General features: G+C 63.8%; 27 protein-coding genes and 1 tRNA gene. 16 read left to right on the top strand and 12 right to left on the bottom strand.

The window, feature by feature from the left end; genetic code table 11:
* Positions 1-115: 115 nt before the first annotated feature.
* From ENHY17A_RS13645 to cpdR, 3 genes are all read right to left on the bottom strand, one after another.
* A complete protein-coding gene (locus tag ENHY17A_RS13645; RefSeq protein WP_159713538.1) occupies positions 116-652 on the bottom strand; it encodes an AAA family ATPase in 537 nt (178 codons plus the stop codon).
* A gap of 282 nt (positions 653-934) precedes the next feature.
* A tRNA-Val gene (locus tag ENHY17A_RS13640) sits at positions 935-1009 on the bottom strand.
* A gap of 217 nt (positions 1010-1226) precedes the next feature.
* Positions 1227-1604, bottom strand: a complete 378-nt coding sequence (cpdR, locus tag ENHY17A_RS13635) for a cell cycle two-component system response regulator CpdR (RefSeq protein ID WP_159714673.1) — start codon at positions 1602-1604, stop codon at positions 1227-1229.
* Between the two features lie 108 nt (positions 1605-1712).
* On the opposite strand from cpdR, the gene ENHY17A_RS13630 reads away from it, so the two are divergent.
* Positions 1713-2567 carry an N-formylglutamate amidohydrolase gene (locus ENHY17A_RS13630; RefSeq protein WP_159713536.1) on the top strand — a complete coding sequence of 285 codons (855 nt, stop codon included), beginning with the start codon at positions 1713-1715 and terminating at the stop codon, positions 2565-2567.
* A gap of 237 nt (positions 2568-2804) precedes the next feature.
* On the opposite strand, the gene ENHY17A_RS13625 is transcribed toward ENHY17A_RS13630, so the two are convergent.
* Both ENHY17A_RS13625 and ENHY17A_RS13620 read right to left on the bottom strand, forming a co-directional pair.
* Positions 2805-3602: a SapC family protein gene (locus tag ENHY17A_RS13625; RefSeq protein ID WP_159713534.1), complete on the bottom strand. Its 798-nt coding sequence runs from the start codon at positions 3600-3602 to the stop codon at positions 2805-2807.
* Between the two features lie 56 nt (positions 3603-3658).
* On the bottom strand, positions 3659-5110 hold the full coding sequence (locus tag ENHY17A_RS13620; protein ID WP_159713532.1) for an FAD-binding oxidoreductase: 1452 nt from the start codon (positions 5108-5110) through the stop codon (positions 3659-3661).
* Between the two features lie 114 nt (positions 5111-5224).
* Between ENHY17A_RS13620 and ENHY17A_RS13615 the strand changes: the two genes are divergently transcribed.
* From ENHY17A_RS13615 to ENHY17A_RS13565, 11 genes are all read left to right on the top strand, one after another.
* Positions 5225-5650 carry a hypothetical protein gene (locus tag ENHY17A_RS13615; RefSeq protein WP_159713530.1) on the top strand — a complete coding sequence of 142 codons (426 nt, stop codon included), beginning with the start codon at positions 5225-5227 and terminating at the stop codon, positions 5648-5650.
* 103 nt (positions 5651-5753) lie between these two features.
* Positions 5754-7253: a DEAD/DEAH box helicase gene (locus ENHY17A_RS13610; protein WP_159713528.1), complete on the top strand. Its 1500-nt coding sequence runs from the start codon at positions 5754-5756 to the stop codon at positions 7251-7253.
* A gap of 5 nt (positions 7254-7258) precedes the next feature.
* Complete coding sequence (locus tag ENHY17A_RS13605) at positions 7259-7453, top strand: DUF1289 domain-containing protein (RefSeq protein WP_201296406.1); 195 nt, start codon at positions 7259-7261, stop codon at positions 7451-7453.
* A 27-nt stretch (positions 7454-7480) separates the two neighbouring features.
* On the top strand, positions 7481-7870 hold the full coding sequence (locus tag ENHY17A_RS13600) for a GFA family protein (protein ID WP_159713526.1): 390 nt from the start codon (positions 7481-7483) through the stop codon (positions 7868-7870).
* Positions 7871-7946: 76 nt separating this feature from the next.
* Entirely contained in the window at positions 7947-8111 is a 165-nt protein-coding gene (locus tag ENHY17A_RS13595; protein ID WP_159713524.1) for a hypothetical protein, read from the top strand.
* Positions 8108-8269, top strand: a complete 162-nt coding sequence (locus ENHY17A_RS13590) for a hypothetical protein (protein WP_159713522.1) — start codon at positions 8108-8110, stop codon at positions 8267-8269. Before ENHY17A_RS13595 ends, ENHY17A_RS13590 begins: the two co-directional genes overlap by 4 nt.
* 61 nt (positions 8270-8330) lie before the next feature.
* A complete protein-coding gene (locus ENHY17A_RS13585) occupies positions 8331-10385 on the top strand; it encodes a protein-disulfide reductase DsbD family protein (RefSeq protein ID WP_159713520.1) in 2055 nt (684 codons plus the stop codon).
* A 16-nt stretch (positions 10386-10401) separates the two neighbouring features.
* Positions 10402-11013 (top strand): redoxin domain-containing protein, encoded by a 612-nt coding sequence (locus ENHY17A_RS13580; RefSeq protein WP_236547978.1) that lies wholly within the window; start codon positions 10402-10404, stop codon positions 11011-11013.
* Between the two features lie 189 nt (positions 11014-11202).
* Entirely contained in the window at positions 11203-12684 is a 1482-nt protein-coding gene (locus ENHY17A_RS13575; protein WP_159713518.1) for a circularly permuted type 2 ATP-grasp protein, read from the top strand.
* 13 nt (positions 12685-12697) lie between these two features.
* Positions 12698-13636 (top strand): alpha-E domain-containing protein, encoded by a 939-nt coding sequence (locus ENHY17A_RS13570; RefSeq protein ID WP_201296455.1) that lies wholly within the window; start codon positions 12698-12700, stop codon positions 13634-13636.
* Positions 13633-14457, top strand: a complete 825-nt coding sequence (locus tag ENHY17A_RS13565; protein WP_159713514.1) for a transglutaminase family protein — start codon at positions 13633-13635, stop codon at positions 14455-14457. Before ENHY17A_RS13570 ends, ENHY17A_RS13565 begins: the two co-directional genes overlap by 4 nt.
* Here the strand turns inward: ENHY17A_RS13565 and ENHY17A_RS13560 are convergent.
* The 7 genes from ENHY17A_RS13560 to ENHY17A_RS13530 form a co-directional block, all read right to left on the bottom strand.
* Positions 14454-14678, bottom strand: a complete 225-nt coding sequence (locus ENHY17A_RS13560; RefSeq protein ID WP_159713512.1) for a hypothetical protein — start codon at positions 14676-14678, stop codon at positions 14454-14456. The genes ENHY17A_RS13565 and ENHY17A_RS13560 overlap by 4 nt on opposite strands.
* Before the next feature lie 77 nt (positions 14679-14755).
* Complete coding sequence (locus ENHY17A_RS13555; RefSeq protein ID WP_159713510.1) at positions 14756-16009, bottom strand: N-succinylarginine dihydrolase; 1254 nt, start codon at positions 16007-16009, stop codon at positions 14756-14758.
* Between the two features lies 1 nt (position 16010).
* Positions 16011-17021, bottom strand: a complete 1011-nt coding sequence (locus ENHY17A_RS13550; protein WP_159713508.1) for an arginine N-succinyltransferase — start codon at positions 17019-17021, stop codon at positions 16011-16013.
* Positions 17018-18226 carry a hydrolase gene (locus ENHY17A_RS13545; protein WP_159713506.1) on the bottom strand — a complete coding sequence of 403 codons (1209 nt, stop codon included), beginning with the start codon at positions 18224-18226 and terminating at the stop codon, positions 17018-17020. The genes ENHY17A_RS13550 and ENHY17A_RS13545 overlap by 4 nt, the downstream gene beginning before the upstream one ends.
* A 44-nt stretch (positions 18227-18270) precedes the next feature.
* Positions 18271-19305 carry a DUF481 domain-containing protein gene (locus tag ENHY17A_RS13540; protein ID WP_159713504.1) on the bottom strand — a complete coding sequence of 345 codons (1035 nt, stop codon included), beginning with the start codon at positions 19303-19305 and terminating at the stop codon, positions 18271-18273.
* Between the two features lie 63 nt (positions 19306-19368).
* Positions 19369-19863: an RNA pyrophosphohydrolase gene (locus ENHY17A_RS13535; protein WP_159713502.1), complete on the bottom strand. Its 495-nt coding sequence runs from the start codon at positions 19861-19863 to the stop codon at positions 19369-19371.
* A 108-nt stretch (positions 19864-19971) separates the two neighbouring features.
* Positions 19972-20949 (bottom strand): alpha/beta hydrolase, encoded by a 978-nt coding sequence (locus tag ENHY17A_RS13530; RefSeq protein WP_159713500.1) that lies wholly within the window; start codon positions 20947-20949, stop codon positions 19972-19974.
* An 83-nt stretch (positions 20950-21032) separates the two neighbouring features.
* On the opposite strand from ENHY17A_RS13530, the gene ENHY17A_RS13525 reads away from it, so the two are divergent.
* The 4 genes from ENHY17A_RS13525 (at position 21033) to ENHY17A_RS13510 (ending at position 26474) form a co-directional block, all read left to right on the top strand.
* Positions 21033-21995 carry a histone deacetylase family protein gene (locus ENHY17A_RS13525; protein ID WP_159713498.1) on the top strand — a complete coding sequence of 321 codons (963 nt, stop codon included), beginning with the start codon at positions 21033-21035 and terminating at the stop codon, positions 21993-21995.
* Positions 21996-22038: 43 nt separating this feature from the next.
* Positions 22039-23916, top strand: coding sequence for a 2-oxoacid:acceptor oxidoreductase subunit alpha (locus ENHY17A_RS13520; protein ID WP_159713496.1), 1878 nt, complete (start codon positions 22039-22041; stop codon positions 23914-23916).
* On the top strand, positions 23913-24953 hold the full coding sequence (locus ENHY17A_RS13515) for a 2-oxoacid:ferredoxin oxidoreductase subunit beta (protein WP_159713494.1): 1041 nt from the start codon (positions 23913-23915) through the stop codon (positions 24951-24953). Before ENHY17A_RS13520 ends, ENHY17A_RS13515 begins: the two co-directional genes overlap by 4 nt.
* Positions 24954-25100: 147 nt before the next feature.
* Positions 25101-26474, top strand: a complete 1374-nt coding sequence (locus ENHY17A_RS13510; RefSeq protein WP_159713492.1) for a cryptochrome/photolyase family protein — start codon at positions 25101-25103, stop codon at positions 26472-26474.
* Positions 26475-26619 lie beyond the last annotated feature (145 nt).

Here is a 26619-nt window from a genome sequence, read left to right as displayed (position 1 = left end):
TGGCGGTTCGACTGGTTTTGGGTGGAGAGCGGACGGTCCGGTAACGGGAGCACCGACCTGCATAGCCGACACTGTGCCGTACCGCTTTCCCTAAGACGATCGATCTTTGGGGTAGCTACGCGATCCGGCTGCGGACGAAACCTGCCCGTTCCACTATTGATGCCAGCGGAAGGGCGACAAGCTCGTAGCCAAAGCTGGTATAGGCATTGACCATCGCAAGATAGGTCGCCTCTGCCTCAGCGAGCGTCTGCTTGCGCTCGGTGTCCTGCTCAAAAATGGCAGGCCAGGGCGGAGCGATGAACACCTCTTTTGCATAGCGGCGCTGCTCGGCTGCTTTGATGGCAGATGCCGGAACCGGCAGTCCGCACAGGCGCAAATAGCCGATCACGTCAGGGATGCCGCGGTCGAAGATAATGGGGCCAGGCACACCCATTGCCTCACGATAAGACCTCATTTCCCAACCGAGCATTAGCGCCGCAAATGCCTCCCGATCGCTCCACGGGAGAGCTGTGCCGCCAATCTCCACTTGGTCCTGAATAATTGCCCTGCCGGCCTCTGGCATATGCCGGATACCCTCGGCTGTAAGCGCGTCGATCAAGCTCGTTTTGCCCGATCCAGGGCCGCCGGTGATGATGTGAAGGTGATTTGTCATACGATCCTTATGGCTGAGACCGTCCTTCTCGAAAACGATCCAACGACGGGAAAGGTCGCGCTGAACGATCGGCCGGTTTCGGCAACCCGTCCTATTCCGCCTCACGGCCTCTATGGGGTCGTTAGCCGACGTTACACATGGGCGGTTCGGGTAAAGGTCGAGGCGAGCATTTCGGGAGCGAATGACTTTGCCCAGCTTTGTGCTTGAGCGCTTCACGCTCGGGCATCACGCAGCGCCAAAAAAACAAAAACCCAGCCAAACCGCTTGGTCTGGCTGGGTTTATGGTGGGCGCGGCAAGGATTGAACTTGCGACCCCTGCGATGTCAACACAGTGCTCTACCACTGAGCTACGCGCCCGAGAGGCGGGGCATTAGCCGGGCCTCGTTCGGCTGGCAACCCGCAATCGAAGCTTTTTTGGCAAGGCATCGGGGTAAGCTACAATTAGACAGAATGATCCCATCGCGTTCGTGCTGAGCTTGTCGAAGCACTGTCCTTCTTCGCTTCCAAAAAGGACAGCATTTCGACAGGCTCACTGCGAACGGTGGAGGTAGGACGGGGTTGAGAGCCTGATTTTCTAGTTGCTGTTGGGCAGCTTCACATTCTCGAACAGGCGATCGACCTCCAGCACCAGATCGCGCAGGTGGAACGGCTTGGACAGCACCCGCGCCTGCGGCATCGCCTGACCCGCTTTCAGCGTGACCGCCGCAAAACCGGTGATGAACATCACGCGCATGTCGGGTGCGATGTCGCTGGCCTTTTGCGCGAGCTCGATGCCATCCATTTCCGGCATGACGATGTCGGTGAGCAGCAGGTCGAACGGTTCGGTCTCGATCAATGGCAGCGCGGCGGTGCCGCGATCGACCGCCGATACGGCATAGCCCGCACGTTCCAGCGCGCGCGTCAGATATTCGCGCATTACCTGGTCGTCTTCGGCCAGCAAAATTCTGAACATGCCCACGCCCGCGCTCGATTTGGAGAGCGTCATTCTATGCGCGCATCCCTTAACATTTTCCAGACCCGTCGGCTTGCCGCTGTGCTTTGTGCGGCATAGCGTTGCAGAATGGACGATGCGGCCCCTGCCATCAGTTTCGACCGGCATGGGCCGGTTGCGCCCCGCTCGCCGGTGCTGTTGTCGGTGCCGCACGCCGGTCGCGATTATCCGCCCGCGCTGATCGACGCGCTTGGCGTGCCGTTCGACCAATTGCTGCCGTTGGAGGATCGCCATGTCGATTCGCTGGCGTTGCTGGCGCGCCGCGCCGAAACGCTGTTCGTTGCGCGACGACCGCGGGCGTGGATCGACCTCAATCGCGGCGAACATGAACGCGACCCAGCAGTCGATCTGGGGGCGGATGCGAAAAGCCAGCCGGGCGGATCGTCGAAGCTGCGCGGTGGGCTGGGGTTGGTGCCGCGTCGGGCGAGCGGCGCGACCTTGCTTTGGCGGCGCCGTTTTTCGGGCGAGGAAGTCGCTGCGCGCATCGCCGCCGATCACCGCCCCTATCACGCCGCGTTGGCCGCCGCGCTTCGGTCGGCGCGCGATGCATTCGGGCGCGCGGTGCTGCTCGACATTCATTCGATGCCGCCGATCGAAGCACCCGATCCCGCCCGTATCGTCATCGGCGATCGGTTCGGGCGATCGGCAAGTGCGCCGACGGTGGCGTTGGTCGAATCGGTCATTCGATCGCACGGCGTACGCTTTGCGCTGAATTCGCCCTATGCAGGCGGACACATCCTCGACACGCACGGCAATCCGACACGCGGGATCGATGCGATCCAGATCGAAATCGACCGCACGCTCTATCTCGATGCGAACCTGGACCAGCCGGGCGCGGGGCTGGCGGCGACGGCGGGATTGCTCCGCTCGATCATCAGCGCGGTCGCCGACGAGATCACCGCCCTCCCCCGCGCCGCCGAATAGGCACATAAAAAAACCACCCCGTGCATGATGCACGAGGTGGCCAAGGTTCAGGGAGGAGACACACCCGAAGGCGTGTCGCGCGACCCCGCGAAAGGGGGGGAACACGGGAACCGCGCACGACCAATATAGGGGAAGCGCAAACCGGCTTCAAGGGGCAGCAAGCACCTGAAAAATTGCATGAAAAGGGGCGCGGCCACAATTGTGGCCACGCCCCCGACTTTCGTTGAAAAGCGCCGATTACTGGACGGTTTCGACCGACTGCGCCTGGGGGGCGCCGACTTGCGGTCCTTTGCCCTGGCGCTGCTGGCGGTTGAAGATTTCGCTCATCTGCGACAGCGACATCAGGTGCGCATAGATCAGCGGCAACATGCCGTTCTGGTTCATCTTGCGAAGCTGGTCGCCGCGCATATCGCGCAGCTTTTCCTCGTTCACCATCTGGAACCCGCGATAGACGAAGGGCTGCTCCTGACCCGGTACGGTGATCGACACCTCGCCTGCCATCAGCAGTTCCGCGTCGCGCAGTTCCTTCATGAACTGGCCGGTGCGTTGACCCGCCTGTTCGAATTGTTCGGCGAATTGCAGGATGTTCTTGGTCAGGTCGGTCGGCTGGCCGTCGGCAAACAGTGCTTCGCCATCCGGGAACGCCCCGATCGATTCCGCGCTGGGATCGAAACACAGCGACATTTCCTCGCTGTCGGGGCGAAGCCGTGCCAGCATGTAAGGATAACGGCGGATATAAGCGGGGACATAGACGTCCTGCTCGACCAGCGCGCCTTCTTCGTCGATAAACGTGTTAACGCCTTCGTTCAGGCCCATCAACACCAGCGGGATGGCATCGTCACCGTCGGAAAATACGATCGGCATCCGGCGCTGAATCAGCGGAAATTCTTCGACCGTGACGGGTACGGCGTGAACCTTGCCCAGAAAGGGAAGTTTCTCGGCGGGGCGGATACGATAATCGGCATGATCGACGCTCGAGAGCGGCATCAGATCGTTATAAAGGATCGGTAACTGGTTCTGAGGCGCGCTGGCCATCGTCTTCTCCGTGGAAACTGGACAGGAATTTCGTATCGTTCGATTGCGCTGCGCGTTTATTGATCGCAGGCCGATGGCGCAAGCGTGACGAGCTTTCCGGGATTCATCAAGTTCGAAGGGTCGAACGCGCGCTTGATCGCGGTGAGTGCCGCGATGCGCGATGGCGGGCCGAGCCGAGCGAGTTCGTCGCGCTTCATCTGGCCGATGCCGTGTTCGGCGGAAATCGATCCGCCCGCGGCCACCACCAGATCATGGACGAAGCGCGTAATTCCGGGAGCTTCGTTCTTGTACCAGGCGTCTCGATCCACCCCTTCCGGCGCACGGACATGGAAATGGACATTACCGTCGCCCAGATGCCCGAACCCGGTCGCATGCGTGCCCGGATAGCGCGCCATCACCGCAGCGGCAGCATCGATCAGAAAATCGGGCATCGCCGCGACACCCACCGAAATATCATGCTGCACCGCCGGTCCTTGCGCGCGTTCCGCCTCGGACAGCGAATCGCGGATGCGCCAGAATGCCGTTGCCTGTGCTTCGCTGGCGCTGACGGTCGCGTCCTCGATGAGGCCCGATGCATGCGCCTCTCCCAGTAGCCGTTCGACCAGGGAGGCGGGGGGCTCGTCATCGCCATCGCTCGACACCGCTTCAATCAGTAGATGCCATGGGTGTTCGCCCGAAATCGGTGCGCGGGTGTCCGGGATGTGTGCGAGTACATGCGCGAGCCCAGAGGCGGGGATGATCTCGAAACTCTCGACGGCGTCGGTGCGCCGCTCGAAGAAGCGCAACAGGCCCAGCGCGCGGTGCGGGGAAGCGAGGCCCACCCACGCCACCGCGCGCGCATGGATGGCAGGGGCCAGACGCAACGCGGCGGCGGTAACGATGCCGATCGTGCCCTCCGCCCCGATCAGCAACTGGTCGATATCATAGCCACGATTGTCCTTCTTGAGCGCGGCCAGCCCGTCATGGATCGAGCCATCGGGGAGCACCGCCTCCACGCCCGCGACCAGTTTGCGCATCGTGCCCCAGCGCAAAACCTGGGTGCCGCCTGCGTTGGTCGAGACGAGCCCGCCGATCGTCGCCGACCCCTTTGCCCCGAGCGTTAGCGGAAATCGCATTGCTTGCGCGTCCGCCGCTATGTGCAAGTCCGACAGGATGACTCCGGCTTCCGCAATCGCGATCCCCGCTGCTGGTTCGATCGAGCGTATCCGGTTCAGCCGTCGGAGCGACAGGACCAGCGCCGAGCCATCGACAGGCGGCGTCGCGCCACCGACCATCGACGTGTTGCCCCCTTGGGGAACCAGCGCGACGCCCAGCGCATGGGCCATCGCGACGATCGCTGCGACCTCGTCCCGATCGACGGGAGCCAGGATTGCCGCCGCCGCGCCGTGGAAACGCCCGCGCCAGTCGGTCAGCCAGGGGGCGATGTCATGTGCATCGGTTACGGCGGCACGCGGTCCGAAGCGTGCGCGAACCTGATCGATCAGTTGCCATTGAGCCGCATTTTTCATGGCAGTGTTGCTAGCATGTCGCAGTCGGGTGCGACAATTCATCGACTGTTCAACCGATCGCGCTAAACACCCGTGGTCGTGCAATCTCTGTCCTTTTTCCTGATCGCTGCTGCCATGGCTGCACTGACCGCATCGTCAGCGCCGAATGCTATGGTCGTGCTCGATCAGCAACGCAGTGTCCGGGCGACCTTCAGCCAGCGGGTGACCATCCGCGTGCCAAAGATGGCGCCCCCGCCGCGTGGGACCAAGCCGCCGAGCCAGCAGAAGTGGGAAGAGCGCCGCGCCCCGCGTTGCATCGCGACCGAGCGGATCGCCGCCGCCGCCGTGCGCGACCGCCGGAACATCGACCTTTTAACCAACAATGGCGAGCGGATGCGCGCCCGGCTCGACAAGCGTTGCCCCAGCCTCGATTTCTATTCGGGCTTCTACATTCGCCAGACCACGGACGGCCGAATCTGTGCCGATCGCGATTCGATCCGCACCCGGTCGGGCGCCATGTGCGAGATCGATACGTTCCGCCGATTGGTTCCTGCCGACTGATACAGCGGAGCAACGGCGTTTTCCTTGACAAAATGCGGTAAATCCGCGACGGCGCGGGCGCTAGCACGGCGTGCGTAACCATGCCCCATTTCCGGAACCTTGCATGAACTTTGCCGATCTCGGCCTTTCCGACGAACTGCTGCGCGCAGTCAACGAGTCCGGTTATACTGAGCCGACGCCGATTCAGGCGAATGCGATCCCGTCCGTATTGATGATGCGTGACCTGATCGGCATCGCCCAGACGGGCACCGGCAAGACCGCCAGCTTCGTGCTGCCGATGATCGACATCCTGGCGCATGGCCGCAGCCGCGCGCGGATGCCGCGGAGCCTGATCCTTGAGCCGACGCGCGAACTCGCTGCCCAGGTGGCCGAGAATTTCGAGAAATACGGCAAGTATCACAAGCTATCGATGGCGCTGCTGATCGGCGGCGTGTCGATGGGCGACCAGATGGCGGCGCTGGAAAAGGGCGTCGATGTCCTGATCGCGACGCCGGGCCGGTTGATGGACCTGTTCGGGCGCGGCAAGATTTTGCTGACCGGTTGCGACCTGCTGGTGATCGACGAGGCCGACCGGATGCTCGACATGGGGTTCATCCCCGATATCGAGGAAATCTGCACCAAGCTGCCCAAGAACCGCCAGACTTTGCTATTTTCGGCGACGATGCCGCCGCCCATTAAAAAGCTCGCCGACAAATTCCTTTCCAATCCCAAGCAGATCGAAGTGGCGCGGCCCGCGTCCGCCAATCTGAGCATCACCCAGTGGGTGGTCGAGACGAGCGCGCCGAAAAAGCGCGATACGCTGCGCGGGCTGTTGGGTGCGGCGGACGTCACCAGCGCGGTGATTTTCTGCAACCGCAAGACGACGGTGCGCGAGCTGAACAAGTCGCTGAAGCGTTCGGGCTTCAAATCGGGCGAGATCCATGGTGACATGGACCAGTCGCAGCGGCTGGCCGAACTCGACCTGTTCAAGAAGGGCGAAGTCAACGTGCTGGTCGCATCCGACGTCGCCGCGCGCGGGCTGGACATCAAGGGCGTGAGCCACGTGTTCAATTTCGACGCGCCCTGGCACCCGGACGATTATGTTCACCGCATCGGTCGGACCGGACGCGCGGGCGCGACGGGCGTCGCGTTTACGCTTGTCACGAGCGAAGACGCAGAGAATATCGACAATATCGAGAAGCTGACGGGTCACAAGATTGCTCGCTACGATGGCGTTACGAGTGCTGCCGACGCGCAGGAAGCACGCGACGGCGAAGCAGAAGGCAAGCCTGCGGCAAAGCCGCGCAGCCGTGGTGGGCGCAAGCCAAAGGCTGCGGCCGATGCGCCGTTGGTAGAGGCAGCGGAAGCCGCCGCGCCGGTTGCAAAATCCGAAGCGCGCCCCGCGCGTGAAGCGCGTGCCCCACGCGAGGAACGGCCTGCGCGCGAGCCGCGTCCGGCTCGCGAAGCGCGTCCCCCGCGCGAAGAACGCGCTCCCCGTCCTGATCGGACCGAGCGCGATGTGCCCCGTCCGCGTCGCGGTCGTGAGCGTGACGCGGATCAAGAAGCGGACGACGGCTGGAACGGCCCGATGCCGGCATTCCTGGATGTAACGCTCGGCCGCTGAAGCGCGTGGACGACGACTTCCTCGAATACGTACCCATCGCCGCGGTCCAGAGCCCATGTATCGGCATCTGCAAGGTCGATTCCGTCAGCCGCACCTGCAAAGGCTGCGACCGCACGCTGGCGGAAATTGCCGAGTGGCCGGACGCGACCGATGCGCGGCGACAGGCCATCCTTGATCGGATCGCGACGAAAGAGGCATGATGCGCGCGACGTGATCGCGAGGCCCAGATGAGCGACCCCCAATATTCCGGTTCCTGCCTGTGCGGGGCGGTCCGCTTTGTCGTTACCGGCGACCTGAAAGCTCCCGACGCCTGTCATTGCAGCCAGTGCAGGCGCGTATCGGGCCATGTCTGGGCATCGACCGACGTGCCCGACGACCGGCTGACGGTTATTGGGGAAGACCAGGTCCGCTGGTTCCAGTCCTCCGCACAAGTAAGACGCGGTTTTTGCGCCACTTGCGGCTCGGCGCTGTTCTGGAAACCCATCCATCAGCCGCGAACCGCGGTGGCGATGGGCGCGTTCGATATGCCCACGGACACGCACCTGGAGATGCACATTTTCGTTTGCGACAAGGGCGATTATTACGACATCGCCGATGGAGTGCCGCAGGAGTCGTAGCAGGCCAACGCCTATAGGTTTCCCACAGGCATTGCAGACCGATCCGCCGAAGCTATCCTGGCTCGAGAGAAAAGCCATGTTGTTCGCTATCGCCACCGTCTTCGTTGCGATCATGGTCGGGATTGCAACAGTCGCGCACTGGCGCATCGGGGATGGTGGCGATCTGCCGATGCAATGGACACCGGGCAAACACGTCATGTGGAGTGCACCCCGCCGGATCGCGCTGGCGTCGTACCGGTGATCGGCAGCGTGATCCTGTTCGGAATTGCATTTGGCGAACGTGGCGATCCAAGCGGAGACGCTAGTGCGGTACGAGAAGTTCAAGCGATGATCGGCGTGGCGTTGATCGCCGGGCAACTGCTCCATCTGTGGCTGGTACGCAGGACGATGGGACGATGACTCGTAAAATCGTGCGAGCCTGTTAGTCTCTTCCGATCCGATCATCGGCACGGGATGGCGAATGAGTAGCGTTCGATTTGTAGTGGCTTGTCTGTGCGCGATCGTTGCGGCGCTTGTGCTGCCTGCATCGGCGCAGCTCGGCACCGATCAGCCGCCCTATATCGCGATGACGCTGGAGGCGGAAAGCGCCGCGCCCGCCGCTGGCAGCGAAGTGACGCTGGCATTCGTGTCGCGGCCCAAGCCGACCTGGCATGGATACTGGAAGAATCCTGGCGATGCGGGGATCGAAACCAGTGTCGCATGGACCCTGCCTGACGGGGTTAGCGCCGGGCCGCTGCAATATCCCGTGCCGCAGCGGCTGATCATCGGCGGGCTGATGAATTACATCTACGAAGGTGAGTTCGCGCAGTTTGCGACGCTTTCGATTCCCGCTGGACTTGCGCCCGGCACGCGCATCCCGGTCGCAGCCAAAGTCGATTATCTGGTCTGTACCGACGAGATTTGCGTGCCCGAAAGCGCGTCGGTGTCGACCGTATTGACGGTCGGCGACGGCGCGATCGCGTCGGATGCGCGCGCGCGGTTCGATGGCTGGCGGGCGAAATTGCCCAAGCCGCTGGGTTCGGACGCAACCTTCGAGATCGTGCAGGCAGCAGGCGCGCAGCGCATGTTCCGTCTGGCGGTGCCCTATCCGGCGGACGCGACCGCGATCGACCCCTATTTCTATCCGGCGACCGGCGACATCATCGACATGGCCGCGCCCCAATCGGCTGCGCGCGACGGCGATATGCTGGTGATCGAAACGATCGCCGCCGAAGGTGCGCCCGACGCAATCGAAGGGGTGCTGGCGATCGGCAACGGGCGCGGATTGTCGCTGGCGGCGACGCCGGGCGCAGTGGCGGCGGTCGAGGGCGGCGCAGCTTTTGCCTGGGGCGCGGCGTTGCTGGCGCTGGGCGGGGCGATTCTGGGCGGACTGATCCTGAACGTCATGCCGTGCGTGTTCCCGATATTGAGTCTGAAGGCGCTCAGCCTCGCCAAATCGGGTGCGTCCGAAGGTGCGGCGCGGCGCGATGCGCTGGCCTATACGGCGGGCGTCGTGCTGGTGTGCGTCGCGCTGGGCGCGTTGTTGCTGGGCTTGCGCGCGGCGGGTGCAAGCGCGGGCTGGGCATTCCAGTTGCAAGATCCGCGCGTCATCCTGTTCCTGTTGCTGCTGGTGACGGCCATCGCGCTCAATCTGGCCGGACTGTTCGAGATTGCGACGCCGGGCGCGGTCAACAAATTGAGCGCCAGCGGGGCGGGGGGATCGTTCCTGACCGGTGCGCTGGCCGCCTTCATCGCGACACCGTGCACCGGGCCGTTTATGGGCTTGGCGCTTGGCGCGGCGCTGGTGCTGCCGTGGCCCGCGGCGCTGGCGGTGTTCGCGGGGCTGGGGCTGGGGTTGGCGCTGCCGTTCCTGCTGTTGGGCTTCGTGCCCGCGCTGCGGCGTCGTTTGCCCAAGCCGGGGGCGTGGATGGATACATTCCGCAAGGCGCTATCGGTGCCGATGTTCCTGACCGCGCTGGCGCTCGCCTGGGTATTGGGACGTCAGGCTGGCGTCGATGGCATGACGCTGGGGATCGGCGCGGCGTTGCTGTTCGCGCTGGGCCTTTGGTGGACCGGTAGACGGCAGGGGCGGGGGGCGAATGCCGCCTGGGTTCCCGCCGCCGCGCTGGCAGCAGTTTCGCTAGTCGCGGTGGGGACGGTGACCCGCGCACCTGCGCAGGCCATGTCGCCCGCTGTCCTGGGTGCGGAACCCTTTACCGAGGCGCGGTTGGAAGAATTGCGGGCGCAGGGAAAACCCGTCTTCGCCTATTTCACCGCCGACTGGTGCGTGACGTGCAAGGTCAACGAGAAGGCCGCGATCGAAACCGACCGGGTGGCGAAGGCCTTCGGCGATGGCGGCGTCGCGGTGCTGGTCGGCGACTGGACCGACGGCAATCCCGAACTCGGCCGCTTTATCGAGCGGCACAACCGCGCAGGCGTGCCCCTTTATCTATGGTATGCTCCGGGGGAACAGGGGCCGCGCGTTATGCCGCAAGTGCTGACGCCGGGTATGCTCACCGATCTGGTGGCGACGTAAAAAAGGAGAGAGACGAATGAAGCGCATGATCATTGCGAGCGTCGCGGCTGTCGCGGCCTTTGCCATCCCATCCTCGGCACAGGTGTCGAACGGTGCCCAAGCAACCAATTTCCGGCTGACCGATGTCAACGGTAACAATGTCGCACTGTCCGATTTCAAGGGAAAGCTGGTGGTGCTCGAATGGCACAATCCCGGCTGCCCGTTCGTGGTGAAGCATTACAAAAGCGGCAACATGCAAAAAACGCAGAACGCCGTGACGTCGGCGGGCGGCGTGTGGCTGACGATCAATTCGGGCGCGCCCGGCAAGCAAGGGCATATGAACGGGGCCGAAGCCAAGAAGCTGATCGCCGATCAGAATTCGACGCCCACCCATTATCTGCTCGATCCGCGCGGGATCGTCGGCAAGGGCTACGACGCCAAGACGACGCCGCACATGTATGTCATCAATCCGGCAGGCGCGCTCGTCTATCAGGGTGCGATCGACGACAAGCCGACGGCCAACGTCGCCGACATCGCGACCGCGCGCAACCATGTGCTGGCGGCAGTCGAGGAGGTCCGTGCGGGCAAACCGGTCTCGGTTGCCACCAGCCGGGCCTATGGCTGCACCGTCAAATATCCCGACGCGTGATCGACGTCCAAATCGTCATGCCAGCGCAGGCTGGCATCTCAGGCGGCTCTTGTCCGGCATGAGACCCCAGCGTTGGCCTCGCCGCCCTTCGGGTCGCTGGGATGACGGATTGACGGCGGACCCCCTTGTGCGACGCAGCAAAGCGTAGCAGCATGGAACCGCCGGACTTTCCGGTGGTTCGGAGAGATGATGGGGAAGCGCGGGGCATTCGACGAAATCTGGGGACGCGGCGGCCCGACGAGGCCGCGAGCGGAGTTTTCCGATCTCGCGCGGTGGATGCAGGACACGCCGGGGTCCGAAATGGATCGTCGTCTGCAGGCCGCCGAAGCCGCATTTCGCCAATTGGGGATCACCTTTGCCGTCTATGGCGAGCGTGACGCCAGCGAGCGCATCATCCCGTTCGACATCGTGCCGCGCATCTTCACTGCCAGCGAATGGACTCGATTGTCCGACGGACTGATTCAGCGAGTCGAGGCGATCAACGCATTCCTGAACGACATTTACGGCGAGCGGCGCATTCTTAAGGAAGGCGTGGTGCCGCCCGACCTGATTTTCTGCAACGATCAGTTTCGGCCCGAGGTCGCCGGGATCCGCCCCCCGCACGACGTTTGGGCGCATATCTGCGGTATCGATCTGGTGCGGACCGGGCCGGACGAATTCTTCGTACTCGAAGACAATGCCCGTACCCCGTCGGGCGTCAGCTATATGCTCGAGAACCGCGAGGCGATGTTGCGGCTGTGCCCCGAACTGTTCCGCGCTTACCGCGTTGCGGCGGTCGACAGCTATCCCGACCGGTTGCACGAGACGATGCGATCGGTCGCGCCGCCATCCTGCCGCGGCGAGCCGTTATGCGTCGTCCTGACCCCGGGGCATTTCAATTCGGCCTATTACGAGCATAGTTTCCTGGCCGATTCGATGGGCGTCGAACTGGTCGAGCCCGCCGACCTGATCGTCGATGACGACATCGTCTATATGCGGACGATCGCCGGGCGCGTGCGGGTGGACGTGATCTATCGCCGGATCGACGACGACTTCCTCGACCCGCTGGTGTTCAAACCGGATTCGATGCTGGGCGTGCCCGGGATCATGGCGGCGTATCGCGCGGGCAATGTCACGCTGATCAACGCACCGGGCAACGGGATCGCCGACGACAAGGCGATCTACAGCTACATGCCGGATATCGTGAAATTCTATTCCGGCGGAGAGGCCAAACTACCCAATGTCGAGACGTGGCGGTGCCGCGAACCGCAAGCGCTGAAGTACGTTCTCGACAATCTGGAGGACGTCGTCGTCAAGCTTGTCGACGGATCGGGCGGATATGGGATGCTGGTCGGGCCGACCGCAAGCAAGCAGGAGATCGAGGATTTCCGCGCCGCGCTGATCGCCGAGCCACATCGCTACATCGCGCAGCCCACTCTAGCGCTTTCGACCGTGCCGACGATGACCGAAAAGGGTCTCGCGCCACGCCACGTCGATTTCCGGCCGTTCGTGCTGACCGGCAGCCGCGGGGTTCAGGTGGTACCCGGCGGCCTCACGCGCGTCGCACTTCGCGAAGGCTCGCTGGTCGTCAATTCCAGCCAAGGTGGCGGCACCAAGGACAGTTTCGTGCTGATGGACGACGGGCCGGCGGCGCCGCAAAGTCAGAGCCAGACCCAGGGCGGTAGACTGTGAGCGCGCCATGCTGATGCTCGCGCGCACGGCGGCGTCGCTCTATTGGCTCGGCCGATATGTCGAACGTGCCGATTTCATCGCGCGGCTGGTGGAAGCGACGGTGCGGCTCGACGCGCTATCCCCGCGCCCGGCGGGCGAGGCGGCATGGGCGAGTGCACTGCGCGTGACCTATACCGAAAAGGATTTCGCCAAGACCGCGCAGACGCTGAGCCAACAACATGTTGCCCGATTCCTGACGCTTGATGCAGCGCATGGCGGGTCGATCATGTCGTGCCTGAACGCCGCGCGCAACAATGCGCGCGCGGTGCGGACCGCGCTCACCCGCGATGCGTGGACGGCGATCAACCGCGCCTGGCTGTTGTTCCAGAACCGGGCGAGCCCTGGTGGCACCAACGCGACGCTCAATCTGCTCGAAGCGGTCAAGGCTGAGACGCGCGGGTTCGAGGGCGCGGTTTCGCGGATGATGCGGAACGAGGCGACCGCGCTGATCCGACTGGGTGCCGCGATCGAGCGGGCGGACAACACCGCGCGATTGCTCGACGTCAAATATCACCTACTGCTGCCCGAAGGCGAAAGCGTCGGCGGGGTCGTCGATCGCGATCAGTGGACGACGATCCTGCAAACCGTGTCGGCCGTCACCGCCTATCGCTGGCTCTATAATGACGGGCTGCGCGTGTCGTCAGTCGTCGACCTGTTGATCGCCAGGCCTGAGATGCCGCGCTCCCTGACGGCCTGTTCCGAAGAGACGGTGGACGTACTCGGGATGCTCGCCAAGCGCACCGGGCTGCACGGCGAGGCCGACCGCATGGCGCGTGCGCGGGTCGGGCGGATGCAGCGCACGCGATCGGCGGAGATCGTCATCAGCGGGATGCACGAATTTCTTCAGGCCTTTATTCGGGAAAATGCGATGCTCCATGCCGCCATCGCCCGTCAGTTCCGGTTCGTGACATGAGGATCGCGGTCGATCACCGGACGCATTACCGGTTCAGCAAACCGCAGGCGCGGCTGGTGCAGATGCTGCGGATGACGCCGCTCGGCACCGAAGGCCAGACCATCGTGGACTGGAACATCTCGGTCAGCTGCGACGCGAAATTGCGGTATCAGCCGGACGGCTACGGCAATGCAGTGACGATGCTGTATGCCGATGGTCCGATCGAGGAGATTGAGATCGTCGTGTCGGGGGAAGTGCTGACATCCGAAACGCATGGGATTGCGCGGGGCGCACCCGAGCCGATGCCGCCGCTGGTGTTCCGGAGGATGACGCCGCTGACCCGCGCCGATGCGGCGATCGCAGCCTTTTCCGATGCGATCGGCGATCCTTCGAAGAACCCGGCGGCGTGGCTACAGCGGCTGAACCATGCGGTGCATGAGCGGTTCGAGGTTACTGCAAGCGCATCCGGTACGGCACCGTGCGCCGCGCCCGATTGTTTCACGGACACGTCGCTGTCGCCGCGCGGCCTGTCGCACGTGTTTCTGGCCGCCGCGCGCCATGCCGGGATACCGGCGCGCCACGTCGGCGGATACAGTCTGGTGCCGTGCGTCGATCGCGCGCACCCGCGCCCGCATGACTGGGTCGAAGCCCATGTCGAGGACATCGGCTGGATCGGGTTCGATCCTTCCATCGGACAATCCCCGGACCTCGACCACATCCGCGTCGCAGTCGGGCTGGACTCCAACGAAACGGCGCCGATCGCCGGTTCGCGACTGGGGGACGGCAAGGAAGAGATGGACGTCGAACTCAGCGTCGACCAGCTTGGCGGCGGCAACGATTAACGCATCTCGTCGCGCTCGCGCTCGAGCGAATCGAGGATGCGATGTCCGGCCATGAAAACAGCGATCGGGCAGAGCGCGAACATGAACCAGCCGAGCCAGCCGGGATATTTCTGGACGAAGTGAACCCCGCGTTCGGTCGCACCAAGCGCGAGGCCGTAGAGGATCAGAAACGCCTCGAACTTGGTTTTGATGACGAACAGTCTGGCAATACGCGTCCACATGCCAAAAGGTTAAGCATGCATCGTGCCAGCCGCCGAATTACGCGGTTTACGGATGAACGAACTTGGTTACCTGTCAATTAACCCGACAGGAAGTCGGGCAGATCGAGCATGTTTAACAAGGCGATGCGTGCTGCGGTGATCTGGTCGATCAGGGCGGGATCGGCAATCTGATCCTGCGCGATTTCGGCTGGCCAGTGTTCGGCGATGACGGCGGCGACGCGGTCCAGTTTGGCCTCATCGACCAGAAACCGCGGATCGATCGTGGCGGAGTCGGCGACGACGCGCAGTCGCAGGCAGGCAGGACCGCCGCCATTTGCCATCGACTGGCGTACATCCACGACCTCCAGCCGACGGATCGGACCGTTGCCCGCAATCATTTCTTGCAGCCAGGACCAGACGCTGGTGTTTTCCTGCGCCTCGCCGGGCAGGATCAATGCCATCTCGCCCGTCGGCAGCGTAACGAGCTGCGCGTTGAACAGATAGGACTGGATCGCGTCGGCGAGCGAAACGCGGTCGGCGGGGACCTCGACGATTTCGGCATCGGGCATCGCGGCGCGAAGGTCGGCGTAAAACCCCTCGCGGTCTGCAAATGCCTGTTCATGCGCGAACAATACGCGTTCGTTCGCGACGGCAACCACGTCGTTGTGGAATGCGCCCGCTGCAATCGCTGCTTCCGACTGCTGGACAAACAGCGTGCGGGCGGGGTCGAGCCGATGGGCGCGGGCGACGGCTTCGCTGGCCTCGCGGTGCTGCCGCGCCGGAAACGGCCCGCCGGTGACGCCATAGACAAAGATTTCGACGCCGGGCGCGCCATGCGCCGAGCACATCCGCATGTGGTTTGCCGCGCCCTCATCGCCGAACGGGGCGGGGACGGGGGCGTGGACGGCAAACGCTTCGTTTGCGAAGGCGAGGCGAAGCTGCGCCAGAGTCTCGCGCCATTCATGGCTACGATGCGGCATCGTCATGAGGTTGGCGACGGTCAGGTGCGTGCGACCATCGGCTGTATCGGGTTCGGGGGACACGGTCGCGGCGTTGGCGGCCCACATCGACGACGCCGAGAGCGCCTGAGCTTGCAGATGGACGGGCGCGTTTGCATAATCGGTCGACAGCCCCGCGAGCCAGCCGGTGTCGGGGCGCGATTGGGGTACAAAGATTCCCTGGGTCAGGCCCAGCCGCAGGTTTGCGCGCATCTTTTCCAGGCCCTGGAGCGCGGCAGCGCGCGGTTGCGACACCTTGCCGCGATTGCCGGTCGCCGCAAGGTTACCGGGGCTGAGCCCGGCATAATTGTGGCTGGGGCCGATGATCCCGTCGAAATTAATCTCTTGCAGCATGTCAGCGACCGATATGGCTGACGGTGTCGCCGACCGAGACGCCCAGTGCGCGGGCAGTGTCGGGGGTCAGTGCGATGCGGTCGCCCGACACATGGCAATCACCCGATACGGCAACGAAATCGGCCAGCCGCCCGGTTGAGAGGATGGCGGTCGATTCGGCCTCGCCGATGTCCGACACTTCCGCATCGCGGGCGTCCTTGATCGAGCGCACCTCGTCGACGCGTGCCGTCATGGTCGGGCCGCCATCGAAGATGTCGACGAAATTCTCGAACCGAAATCCCTCATTCTCCAGCATGCGCATCGCCGCGCGCCCGGAAGGGTGCGGCAGGCCGATCGCGGCGCGCGCGGTTTCCGACAGCATCGAGATATAGATGGGATGTTCGGGCATCAGGTCGGCGATGAACTGATTGCCATGGGTGGCGTTGAACTCGTCGGCTTGCTGGAAATTCATCCCGAAGAAGCGTCCTGCGACCCCATCCCAGAAGGGTGATCCGCCCGCTTCGTCGATGACGCCGCGAAGCTCGGCGAGAATGCGATCGGCAAAGCGCGCACGATGGGCGCGGATGAACAAGTAACGGCTGCGCGCGAGCAACATGCCCAGCCCGCCCGCGCGCTCGCCAGGGTGCAGGAACAGCCCGCCGACTTCGCTGCATCCTTCGAGGTCATTGGTCAGGCTGAGCAGCTCGGCGCGGAAGGTGCGGTCCAGTTCCTGACTGTGCTTGGTCAGCGTGTGGATGCGATAGCTGTAGAAGGGCCATTTCTGGCCGACCTGGGTGAAAATCTGACAGGTGCCGCGGACTTCGCCGGTGTCGATATTTTCGAGGACGAGGACGAACAATTCGTCCTTCACGCTGTCTTCGTCGCGCGCGAACGCTTCGTGGCTGCGCTCCAGCTTGGCGGTCAGCGCGGGCTTGTCGGGGGGCAGGTTGGTGAAGCCGCCGCCGGTCAGCTTCGCCATTTCATACAAGGGTTGCAGGTCTTCGTCGCGCGCGGCGCGGATGCGGAACGTCATGACAGCCCTTTGGAAATGATGCGAAGGATGGTGACCGCCGACAGGCTGGCGCGTTCGCCCAGGCTTTCGGGGATCATGAATTCGTCAGATGAGTGAATCGCGCCACCGCGCGCGCCCATCGTGTCGATGATGGGGACGCCGCACGCAGCGATGTTGTTGCCGTCGCACACGCCGCCGGTCGCTTTCCACGCGATCGGCTGGCCAAGCGCGGCACCGACATCGCGGACCAAATGGAACAGGCGTTCGGCTTGCGGGTCGATCGGCTTTGGCGGGCGGTTGAAGCCGCCATGGACGTCGATTTTCACGTCGTGCGCGGCGGCAATCTCAGCAACGGCGTCCTCGATTGCGGCGCGCGCGCGATCGATTTCGGCGGCGCAATGCGGGCGGAAATTGACGCGCAGCACAGCGAGGTCGGGGACGACATTGTTGGGGCCACCACCATCGATCCGCGCCGGGTTGACCGATAGCGTCGGTGCGCGCGCCTCTGCGAGCTTTAGCGCGATGGCGGCGGCGGCAAGCACGGCGTTGCGGCCATCATCGGGATTTCGCCCGGCATGGGCGCTCTTTCCGCGGACCGTGATCGAGAAATTGCCGGTGCCCCCGCGCGCGCCCGCCAGCGTGCCGTCGGGTAGAGCGGGTTCGTAGGTAAGCGCGGCGACCTTGCCCCGCGCGGCGCGTTCGATCAGCGCGGCTGAGGAAAAGGAGCCGGTTTCCTCGTCCGAATTGATGACGACTTCATAGCCGAATTGCGGCGCGAGCGGCGATGCCTCCACCGCCTCAAGCGCAGCGAGCATCAGCGCGAGGCCACCCTTCATGTCGGCGGCACCCGGTGCGTTCAGCGCACCGTCCTCGCGCCAGGTCGCGGTCTGGAACGGGTGATCGACCGGAAACACGGTGTCCATATGCCCGGTAAACAGCATCTGAACGGGTGCGTCGGGGCGGACGGTCAGGTGCATGTGGCGGCCATGTTCGATCGCTTCGACCACGCCATCGGGGCGGACGGCATCGACGGCTGTCGGTTCGACCATCGCGATGTCGCCGGGCAGGACCGAGAAGCTGTCGGCGAGTAATTCGCCCATTGCCTCTACCCCGGCGACGTTGCGCGTCCCGCTGTTTACCGCGACCCAGCGCTCAACCAGCGGCAAAATGTCCGCGTCGCCCGCCTTTTCGGCGGTGGTCTGTTCCTCTCGGCTTAGCGTTATCATTGGAACGGCTCTAGCGTGGAGCGTGGAGAAACGGAACCCGAGCGTTAGAAGGCATAGACCACGGAAGCACGGCTGGTCGTATCCACGCTCTTGCGGCCGATCGGTGGCATGGATTCGTAATTGACCAGATAGGATAATTGCCCCTGGATCGGGCCGAACAGCCGCGCGCGGACCGCCGTCGTCGATGTCACCGTGCTGCTGTTCGATGCCTGAACGTAGAAGGAGGCATCCTGATCGAAGGTGATCGTCGGGCTCAACCGCCAGTCGAATTCGATGCTGCCGCGTGCCGCCAGATCGGATTCGGTGGGTTGCGTCGTGAAATCAGTGTGGCGGAATGCCGGGCCGAGGGAGACGTTGAGCACTTTTCCGCCGTCGCGAATCGCGGTGTAACCCGCGCCCGCCGCCGTCGAATAGCGTGCGAAATATCCAGCGAACCGGTCGCTTTCGTAAAGCGCGGTGCCGAAGATAAAGAGCCGGTCATCGACCTTGTAGTTGGGCTCGTACGACGCGACGTAACGCTCGCGCGTCGTGTTGCCCGCGCTTTCCTGATACTCGGCGTTCAGACGCCATTTGTGCCGCCAGGAAAAGCCTTCGCGGCCTAGGTCGATGACGCCGTGGACGCCGGTATTGCTGGTGTTGCCGGTGGTCTGGAAGCCGCCGACCTCGACCTTGCCCTTGGCCAGTTCCCAGAAATCAGATTCCTGTAGGCGGCGGATCGCGGCTTCCTCGCGCGCGCGCTTCCAGTCGCCGGCGATGCGGGTGAACTCTCCCTGATGGTCGGGATAGGAGCGGCGCAGATATTTGACGACCGTGTTGACCTCGCCCTCGTTATTCGTCGCGAGCGCCGCGTCGAGCGTCTGACGCGCGCGGTCCGGCATCGGGCGTTTGATCTTGCCGGGCGGCATGTGCGCGGAGGCGACTGGCGTTGCGGGCGGCAGGAATTGTTCGACCGGGACGATGATGATCGGCGGCGGCGGCAATTCGACGGGGATGATCTGCACGGTGTCCTCGCTCGCTTCCTGGGCATGAGCGGGTAGCGCAAATAATATGAGCGGGAGGAGGGGGAGGACGCGACGCACGGATGGCTTCCTAACGCGCGAACGTGGCAGAGAAAAGGCGCTTTGCGACGGGTTGCCGCCGCGTCAGCGCGGTTCGTTTCGGGGAAGGTGCGGCGCGAACAGGTCGAGCAGCCGTTCGTACAACGCGCGTTTGAAGGGGACGATGACATTGGGCAGTTCGGCCGGCTCGATCCAGCGCCACGCGCGGAATTCGGCATGGTCGGTGGCGATATTCACGTCGCCATCCTCGCCGTTGAATGCGAACAGGAACCAGCGTTGTCGCTGGCCGCGCCATTTGCCCTTCCAGAGTTTCCCGATCAGGTCGTCCGGCAGATCGTACTGAAGTTCCTCCCCCGCTTCGGCGATCAGTTCGACATGATGCGGCGCGATCCCCGCTTCTTCTCCGAGCTCGCGGATCGCGGCGGTCAGCGCGTCCTCGCCCTCATCGATCCCGCCCTGCGGCATCTGCCACGCCTCCAGCGTCGAATCGAGGCGCTGGCCGACGAACACCTTGCCGTCGCGGTTGAGCAGCATGACACCTGCGCATGGGCGGTAGGGGAGGGTCGTGGGATCGGTCATCTAGAGGCTGGCTTTCGGGATGCGTTTCTCGACTTCGCTCGAAACGAACGGAAAAGAGGTATGTGGACCCAATAGCCGTTTGTTTCGAGCGAAGTCGAGAAACGTGGCTCAGCTTCCCGCCGCTTGCGCCATCACCCGGTTGGCCTCCGCTTCAGCAATCACCGTCTTTGCCGCCAGCAGATAGCCCGCGACATCGCCCTGGCTCGACGGGATCGCCTGGCGCAGATTGATGAAGCCGTGAACATTGCCGACCGCCTCACGAAAGATCACGGGGACCCCCGCCGCCGCTAGCGCGCCCGCATAGGCGCGGCCCTGGTCGCGGATCGGGTCCAGGCTTGCGGTCATCACCACCGCGGGGGGAAGGCCGGTCAGGTCGGCATTCATCGGCGATCCGCGCATATGGGTGATGTCGGCGGCGTAGCAGTCGTTGAACCACGTCATCGTGTCCCGGGTCAGCAGATAACCTTCGCCGAACGCGGCCATCGATGAATAATCGCGGCTCATATCGGCGGCAGGATAGATGGGCAGTTGCGCGATAACCGGCACCGCAGCGGGCCGGTCGCGCAGGTCGAGCGCGGCGGTGATGGTCAGCGTGCCACCCGCGCTGTCTCCGCACAGGATCAGGCTCGTCACCTTGCGACCCAGCGCCTCTGGGCTGGTCGCGACCCAGCGCGCGGCGGCTTCGCAATCGTCCGGCGCGGCGGGCCATTTGTGCTCGGGAGCGAGCCGATAGTCGACGGACACCACCGGCACGTCGAGCATCCGCGCCGCCTCCGCACAAAAACCCGCATGGGTATCCAGATCGCCGATGACGAAGCCGCCGCCGTGGAAGAAGACCATGACCGGGCCGGGCTCGCGCGCTTCCTGCGCGTCGAACAGCCGAGCGGGGATGTCGCCCGCCGGGCCGGGGATGGTCAAATCGCGGATGACGGCCAGATCGCCGACGGGGAGGTCGGCCACATCCTTGGTCGCGCGATACACTTCGCGCGCTGGCCCCGCGCCCATCTCGTGCATCTTCGGCCCCGGCAGTGCGTTCAGATAGGCGAGGAACTGGCGAACGTCGGGACGGACATAGGGCTCGGTCATCTGCGGCTCTCCCGGTATTTTCGAACACATGGTATCGCGGTTGTTGTCATGCTTAGCGAAACGGCACGGAGAGAAAAGCGGCAATGATCCCGGTGGTGCACCATCCCGACTATATCGGTCCGGCGCGCAGTGGCAGTCCGCACCAGACCAACAAATATGGTTTGGTGCACGCGTTGCTGACGACGAGCGGCGCGGCGATCGACTGGATCGAGCCCCAGATGATGCCGCGCATTTGGCTCGAGGCGGTGCACGACCCCGATTATGTCGCGGAAGTGTTCGAACAGCGCGTGCCGCCCGAAAAGACGCGTCGCATCGGCTTCGAAGTGACGGCGCAGGTCGCACGACGATCGGCTCGGGTGCCGGGCGGCACGTGGCGGGCAGGGGTCGAGGCGCTCGACAAGGGCTTTGCGGTCAACAGCGCAGGCGGCAGCCATCATGCGCTGTACCAGACGGGCGCTGGCTATTGCGTGTTCAACGATCTGGCGGTCGCAGCGCATCGTCTGGTAGAGGAGGGCAGGACCGCCCGCATCCTGATCGTCGATTGCGACGTGCATCAGGGCGACGGCACTGCGTCGCTGCTGGCAGGGCGCACCGACATCGCGACCTATTCCATCCATGCCGAGAAGAATTTTCCGGCACGCAAGGCACGCTCGACGCTGGACGTCGGATTGCCGGACGGGGTGAGCGATGACGAATATCTCGAATCGCTTGCGGGTACGCTGGAGCCGTTGATCGCCGATTTTCGTCCGTCGATGCTGATGTATCAGGCGGGGGTCGATCCGTTCGTCGGCGACCGGCTGGGGCGGTTGAACCTGTCCCATGCGGGGCTGGCGGCGCGCGAAGCCTATATCGCGGGGCTAGCCGTTCGATTGGGCCTGCCGCTCGCCAGTACGCTGGGTGGCGGCTATGGCGCGGACCTGATCGAAGTCGCCGGACGGCATGTCGCGTCGGTGCTCGCGCTGGCCCAGGGCTTCGGCTTGCACAAAGTAGCGATTGCAACCGCCCCGCAACATTCTACCTTGGACGGGTGTGGCGCGCCCGCGTAGAGAGCGCGCAAACAACGCGAATTCCGCAAGGACCAGATTGAACATGGCTACCGCAATTCACGAGGTCACCCCGCAGGAGGCCGCGGCGAACCCGCCGCCAGAGGCCGTGGTGGTGCGCTTTGCCGGGGACTCGGGCGACGGGATGCAGTTGACCGGCGGCCAGTTCACGCTGTCGACCGCGCTCGCCGGAAACGATCTGGCGACATTCCCCGACTTTCCCGCAGAAATCCGCGCACCGCAGGGCACATTGTTCGGCGTGTCGGCCTTTCAGATCAATTTCGGGTCGGCGGCGATCGAAACCGCGGGCGACCAGCCCGACGTGCTGATCGCGATGAACCCGGCGGCGCTGAAAACCAATGTCGAGGCATTGAAGCCCGGCGGTCTGATCATCGCCGACGAAGGCGAGTTCGGTCAGCGCAATCTCGACAAGGCGAAATATGCCGCCAACCCGCTGGAGGACGAAAGCCTCGGCAAATGGCAGCTGCTCAAACTCAACATCTCGCAACTGACGCTGGATGCCGTGAAGCCGTTCGGGCTGGGCAACAAGGAAGCGTTGCGCTGCAAGAATATGTGGACGCTGGGGTTGGCGCTGTGGATGTTCGATCGCGACCGTCAGCCGATCGTCGACTGGCTAAAGACCAAGTTCGCCAAGGCGCCGGAGTTGGCGGAAGCCAACATCGCCGCGCTGAATGCGGGCCATGCGTATGGCGAAACCGCGGAACTGGGCGCGATGGGCGTGGGGCAGGTGCATTTGCCCGCGGCACCCGCCGAGCCCGGCCTGTATCGCACGGTCACGGGGGCGGAATCGATTTCGCTCGGGCTGATCGCGGGCGCGCAGCTTGCCGACTTGCCGATGTTCTTTGGCGGCTATCCGATCACCCCGGCGTCTGCGATTCTGCATCACCTGTCGCGGTTCAAGGAATACAGCGTCACCACCTTCCAGGCGGAGGACGAAATCGCGGCAATCGCGGCGGCGTTGGGCGCTTCCTATGCTGGGCAGTTGGGCGTTACGTCGTCGTCCGGACCGGGCATCGCGCTGAAGGGCGAAGCGATGGGGCTGGCAATCATGACGGAATTGCCGCTGGTGATCGTCAATTCGCAGCGCGGCGGGCCGTCGACCGGTTTGCCGACCAAGACCGAGCAGTCCGACCTTTATCAGGCCGTTTATGGCCGCAATGGCGATGCGCCGATGCCGGTCATCGCCGCGCGCTCCGCTGCCGACTGCTTCGACGTGGCGATCGAGGCGGTTCGGATCGCGACGCAATATATGACGCCGGTGATGATCCTGACCGACGGCTATATCGCCAATGCCGCCGAGCCGTGGAAAGTGCCGGACATGAGCGATTATGCGCCGTTTCCGGTCACGCATCACACGGCACTACCGGACGAGGGCGAGAAGTTCCTGCCTTATGGCCGTGACGACAAGCTGGCACGACCCTGGGTCAAGCCGGGGACACCGGGGCTGCTTCACCGTATCGGCGGGATCGAAAAGCAGCTCGGCACCGGCAACATCGAATACAGCGCCGAAAACCATCAGGCGATGACCGATATTCGCCGCATGAAGGTCGAGGGGATCGACATTCCCGATCAGACCGTCGAGCTGGGTGAGACGAGCGGCAAGTTGGTGGTCGTCGGCTGGGGATCGACCTTTGGCCCGATCCACCAGGCGGTACGTCGCGCGCGGCGCAAGGGGCTGGATGTGGCGCATGTCCATATCCGCCACATCTGGCCGATGCCCAAAAATCTGGGTGATCTGTTGAGGGGTTACGAGCGTATTCTCGTTCCCGAGATGAACACCGGGCAGTTGAAGACGGTGCTCCGCGACCAGTTCCTGGTCGACGCCAGACCGCTCAACAAGGTGTCGGGACAACCTTTCCGCATCGCCGAAATCGAAGACGCAATCGAAGGCGCGCTCGCATGAACGACCTGACCCCCATCAAGACGACGCCCAAGGATTGGGAAACCGATCAGGAAGTCCGCTGGTGCCCAGGCTGCGGCGATTATGCCGTGCTGAAGGCGGTTCAGCGGACCATGCCCGAACTGGGCGTTAAGCCGGAGAACACCGTGTTCGTCAGCGGCATCGGCTGCTCGTCGCGCTTTCCCTATTATATGGAAACCTACGGCTTCCACACGATTCATGGGCGCGCGCCTGCGGTCGCGACGGGGGTGAAGCTCGCCAATCCGGATCTGGATGTGTGGATCATCACAGGCGACGGCGATGCGCTGTCGATCGGCGGCAATCACACGATGCACCTGCTGCGGCGGAACCTGAATTGCCAGGTCCTGCTGTTCAACAACGAGATTTACGGCCTGACCAAGGGGCAATACTCGCCCACCAGCCGCGTCGGTACGCGCAGTCCGTCGACGCCGTTCGGCTCGGTCGATCGCCCGGCATCGCCATGCGCCTTCGCACTGGGCGCGGGTGCGCGGTTCGTCGCGCGCGGGATCGACGTCCACAAGAACCTGACCAATGTGCTCAAGGCTGCGCACGCGCATCAGGGCGCGGCGTTCCTCGAAATCTATCAGAACTGCATCGTCTATAATGACGATGTGTTCGCGCCGTTCACGGCCAAGCCCAATGCCGCGATGGGGCAGTTGTGGCTCGACCATGGCAAGCCGATGCTGTTCGGTAGCGAGAAGGCGGGCGGGGTAAAGGGCATCGCGCTCGACCGCGACGCGCTGGCGTTGAAAGTCGTCGATGTCGTCGGCAATGATTGGGAGGGTGCGGGCGTGCTGGTCCATGACCAGACCAACCGTTCGGTCGCGCACATGCTGGTGGAACTGGGCGAGGGCTTTCCGGTCGGGCTAGGCGTGATTTATGACGATCCGCGTCCGACCTTCGAAAGCGCGGTCGTTGCGCAGAACAGGGCAGTCAGCGAGGGCAAGACGCCCGATTTGCAGAAACTCGTCAGCAAGGGCCAGACCTGGCAGGTGGAAAAGGAACCGCGCGCCGAGTGATCCGCGGATTGCTGGGGTCAAGCGTCATTCCCGCGAAGGCGGGAATCCATAACCCATGTCGGCGCTAATGGATTCCCGCCTTCGCGGGAATGACGGGCTTAATGCGGACGGCTGGAACAAGTCCAAAGTAACGGGCTTCTATCGGACATGACCACCCCCACTATTCTCTGGTTTCGCCGCGACCTTCGCTTATCGGATCAAGCCGCATTGATCGCTGCCGCGTCGGAAGGGCCCGTGGTCCCGGTCTATATCCTCGACGACGATACCCCCAAGCATCGCAAGATGGGCGGCGCGTCTCGGTGGTGGCTGCATCACAGTCTCGCCAGTCTCGGTGCGGCGCTGCGCGACAAGGGATCGCGGCTGATCCTGCGGCGTGGGAAATCCGATACGGTGCTTGGCGAACTGGCCGATGACGTCGGGACGACGCGCGTCCATTGCATCCGGCATTACGAGCCATGGTGGCGCAATGCCGAGCGTGCCGTGGCACAGGCGCTTGATCTGGTTTGCCATGACGGGAATTACTTGTTGCCGCCGGGTTCGGTGACGACCGGGAGCGGCGATCCGTACAAGATCTACACGCCGTTCTGGCGGGCACTGAAAGAGCATATGCCGCCGCCCGATCCGGCCAATCGACCGCGCGATATCCCAGCGCCGTCCTCCTGGCCCAAATCGGACACGCTGGCCGATTGGGATTTGCTGCCGACCAAGCCCGACTGGGCGACAGGGTTCGCCCAGGAATGGTCTCCGGGCGAGGACGGGGCGCGAGCGCGGGTCGATGATTTCGTAAGTGAAGCGGCGGACTATGACGCGACCCGCAACCTGCCATCCGTCGAGGGGAGTTCGCGCCTGTCGCCGCATCTCCATTTCGGCGAGGTGTCGCCCGCCTATGTCTGGCACCGGACGATGAAGGCAGGCGGATCGGTCGATGTGTTTCTGGGCGAGATTGGCTGGCGCGATTATGCGCAGAACGTGATCCTGCAATTTCCCGAATACGCATCGAAAAACGCGCGCGACCGGTTCGATCCGCTGCCGTGGCGCGACTTGCGCGAAGCGAAAGGCGATTTCGCGGCATGGAAGCAGGGGCGCACCGGATATCCGATTGTGGACGCCGGTATGCGGCAACTCTGGACGACCGGCTGGATGCACAACCGGGTGCGGATGATCGCCGCATCGTTCCTGATCAAACATTTGCTGATCGATTGGCGTCATGGCGAACAATGGTTCTGGGACACGTTGGTCGATGCTGATTACGGATCGAACGCGGTCAACTGGCAATGGGTCGCGGGGACCGGAATCGATTCCAATATGTTCAGCCGGATCATGGCGCCGCTGTCGCAATCGGAGAAATTCGACGCGGGCGATTATATTCGCGAATGGGTGCCGGAGCTGGCGAAACTATCGGACGCAGTGATCCACGATCCCGACGAGCATGGGTGTCGTCCGAAGGATTATCCGGCCAAAGTCATCGGCCACCGCGAAGGGCGCGAGCGGGCGCTGGCGGCTTATGCGAAAGTGAAGTGAGCGAAAGCTTGCGGTGAGACGAATGCAGTGCATTAGGGACGGGATGCCAACGCTGCTCATCGTCATTCCCGCGAAGGCGGGAATCCATATGTTCCGACATAGGTTATGGATTCCCGCCTTCGCGGGAATGACGGGTGGGGTGGGT

The sequence above is a fragment of the Sphingomonas sp. AX6 genome (assembly GCF_902506605.1).
Lineage (GTDB): Bacteria > Pseudomonadota > Alphaproteobacteria > Sphingomonadales > Sphingomonadaceae > Sphingomonas.
The sequence above is the reverse complement of the archived record's forward strand: the minus strand, read 5'-3'. Positions and strand labels throughout refer to the sequence as shown.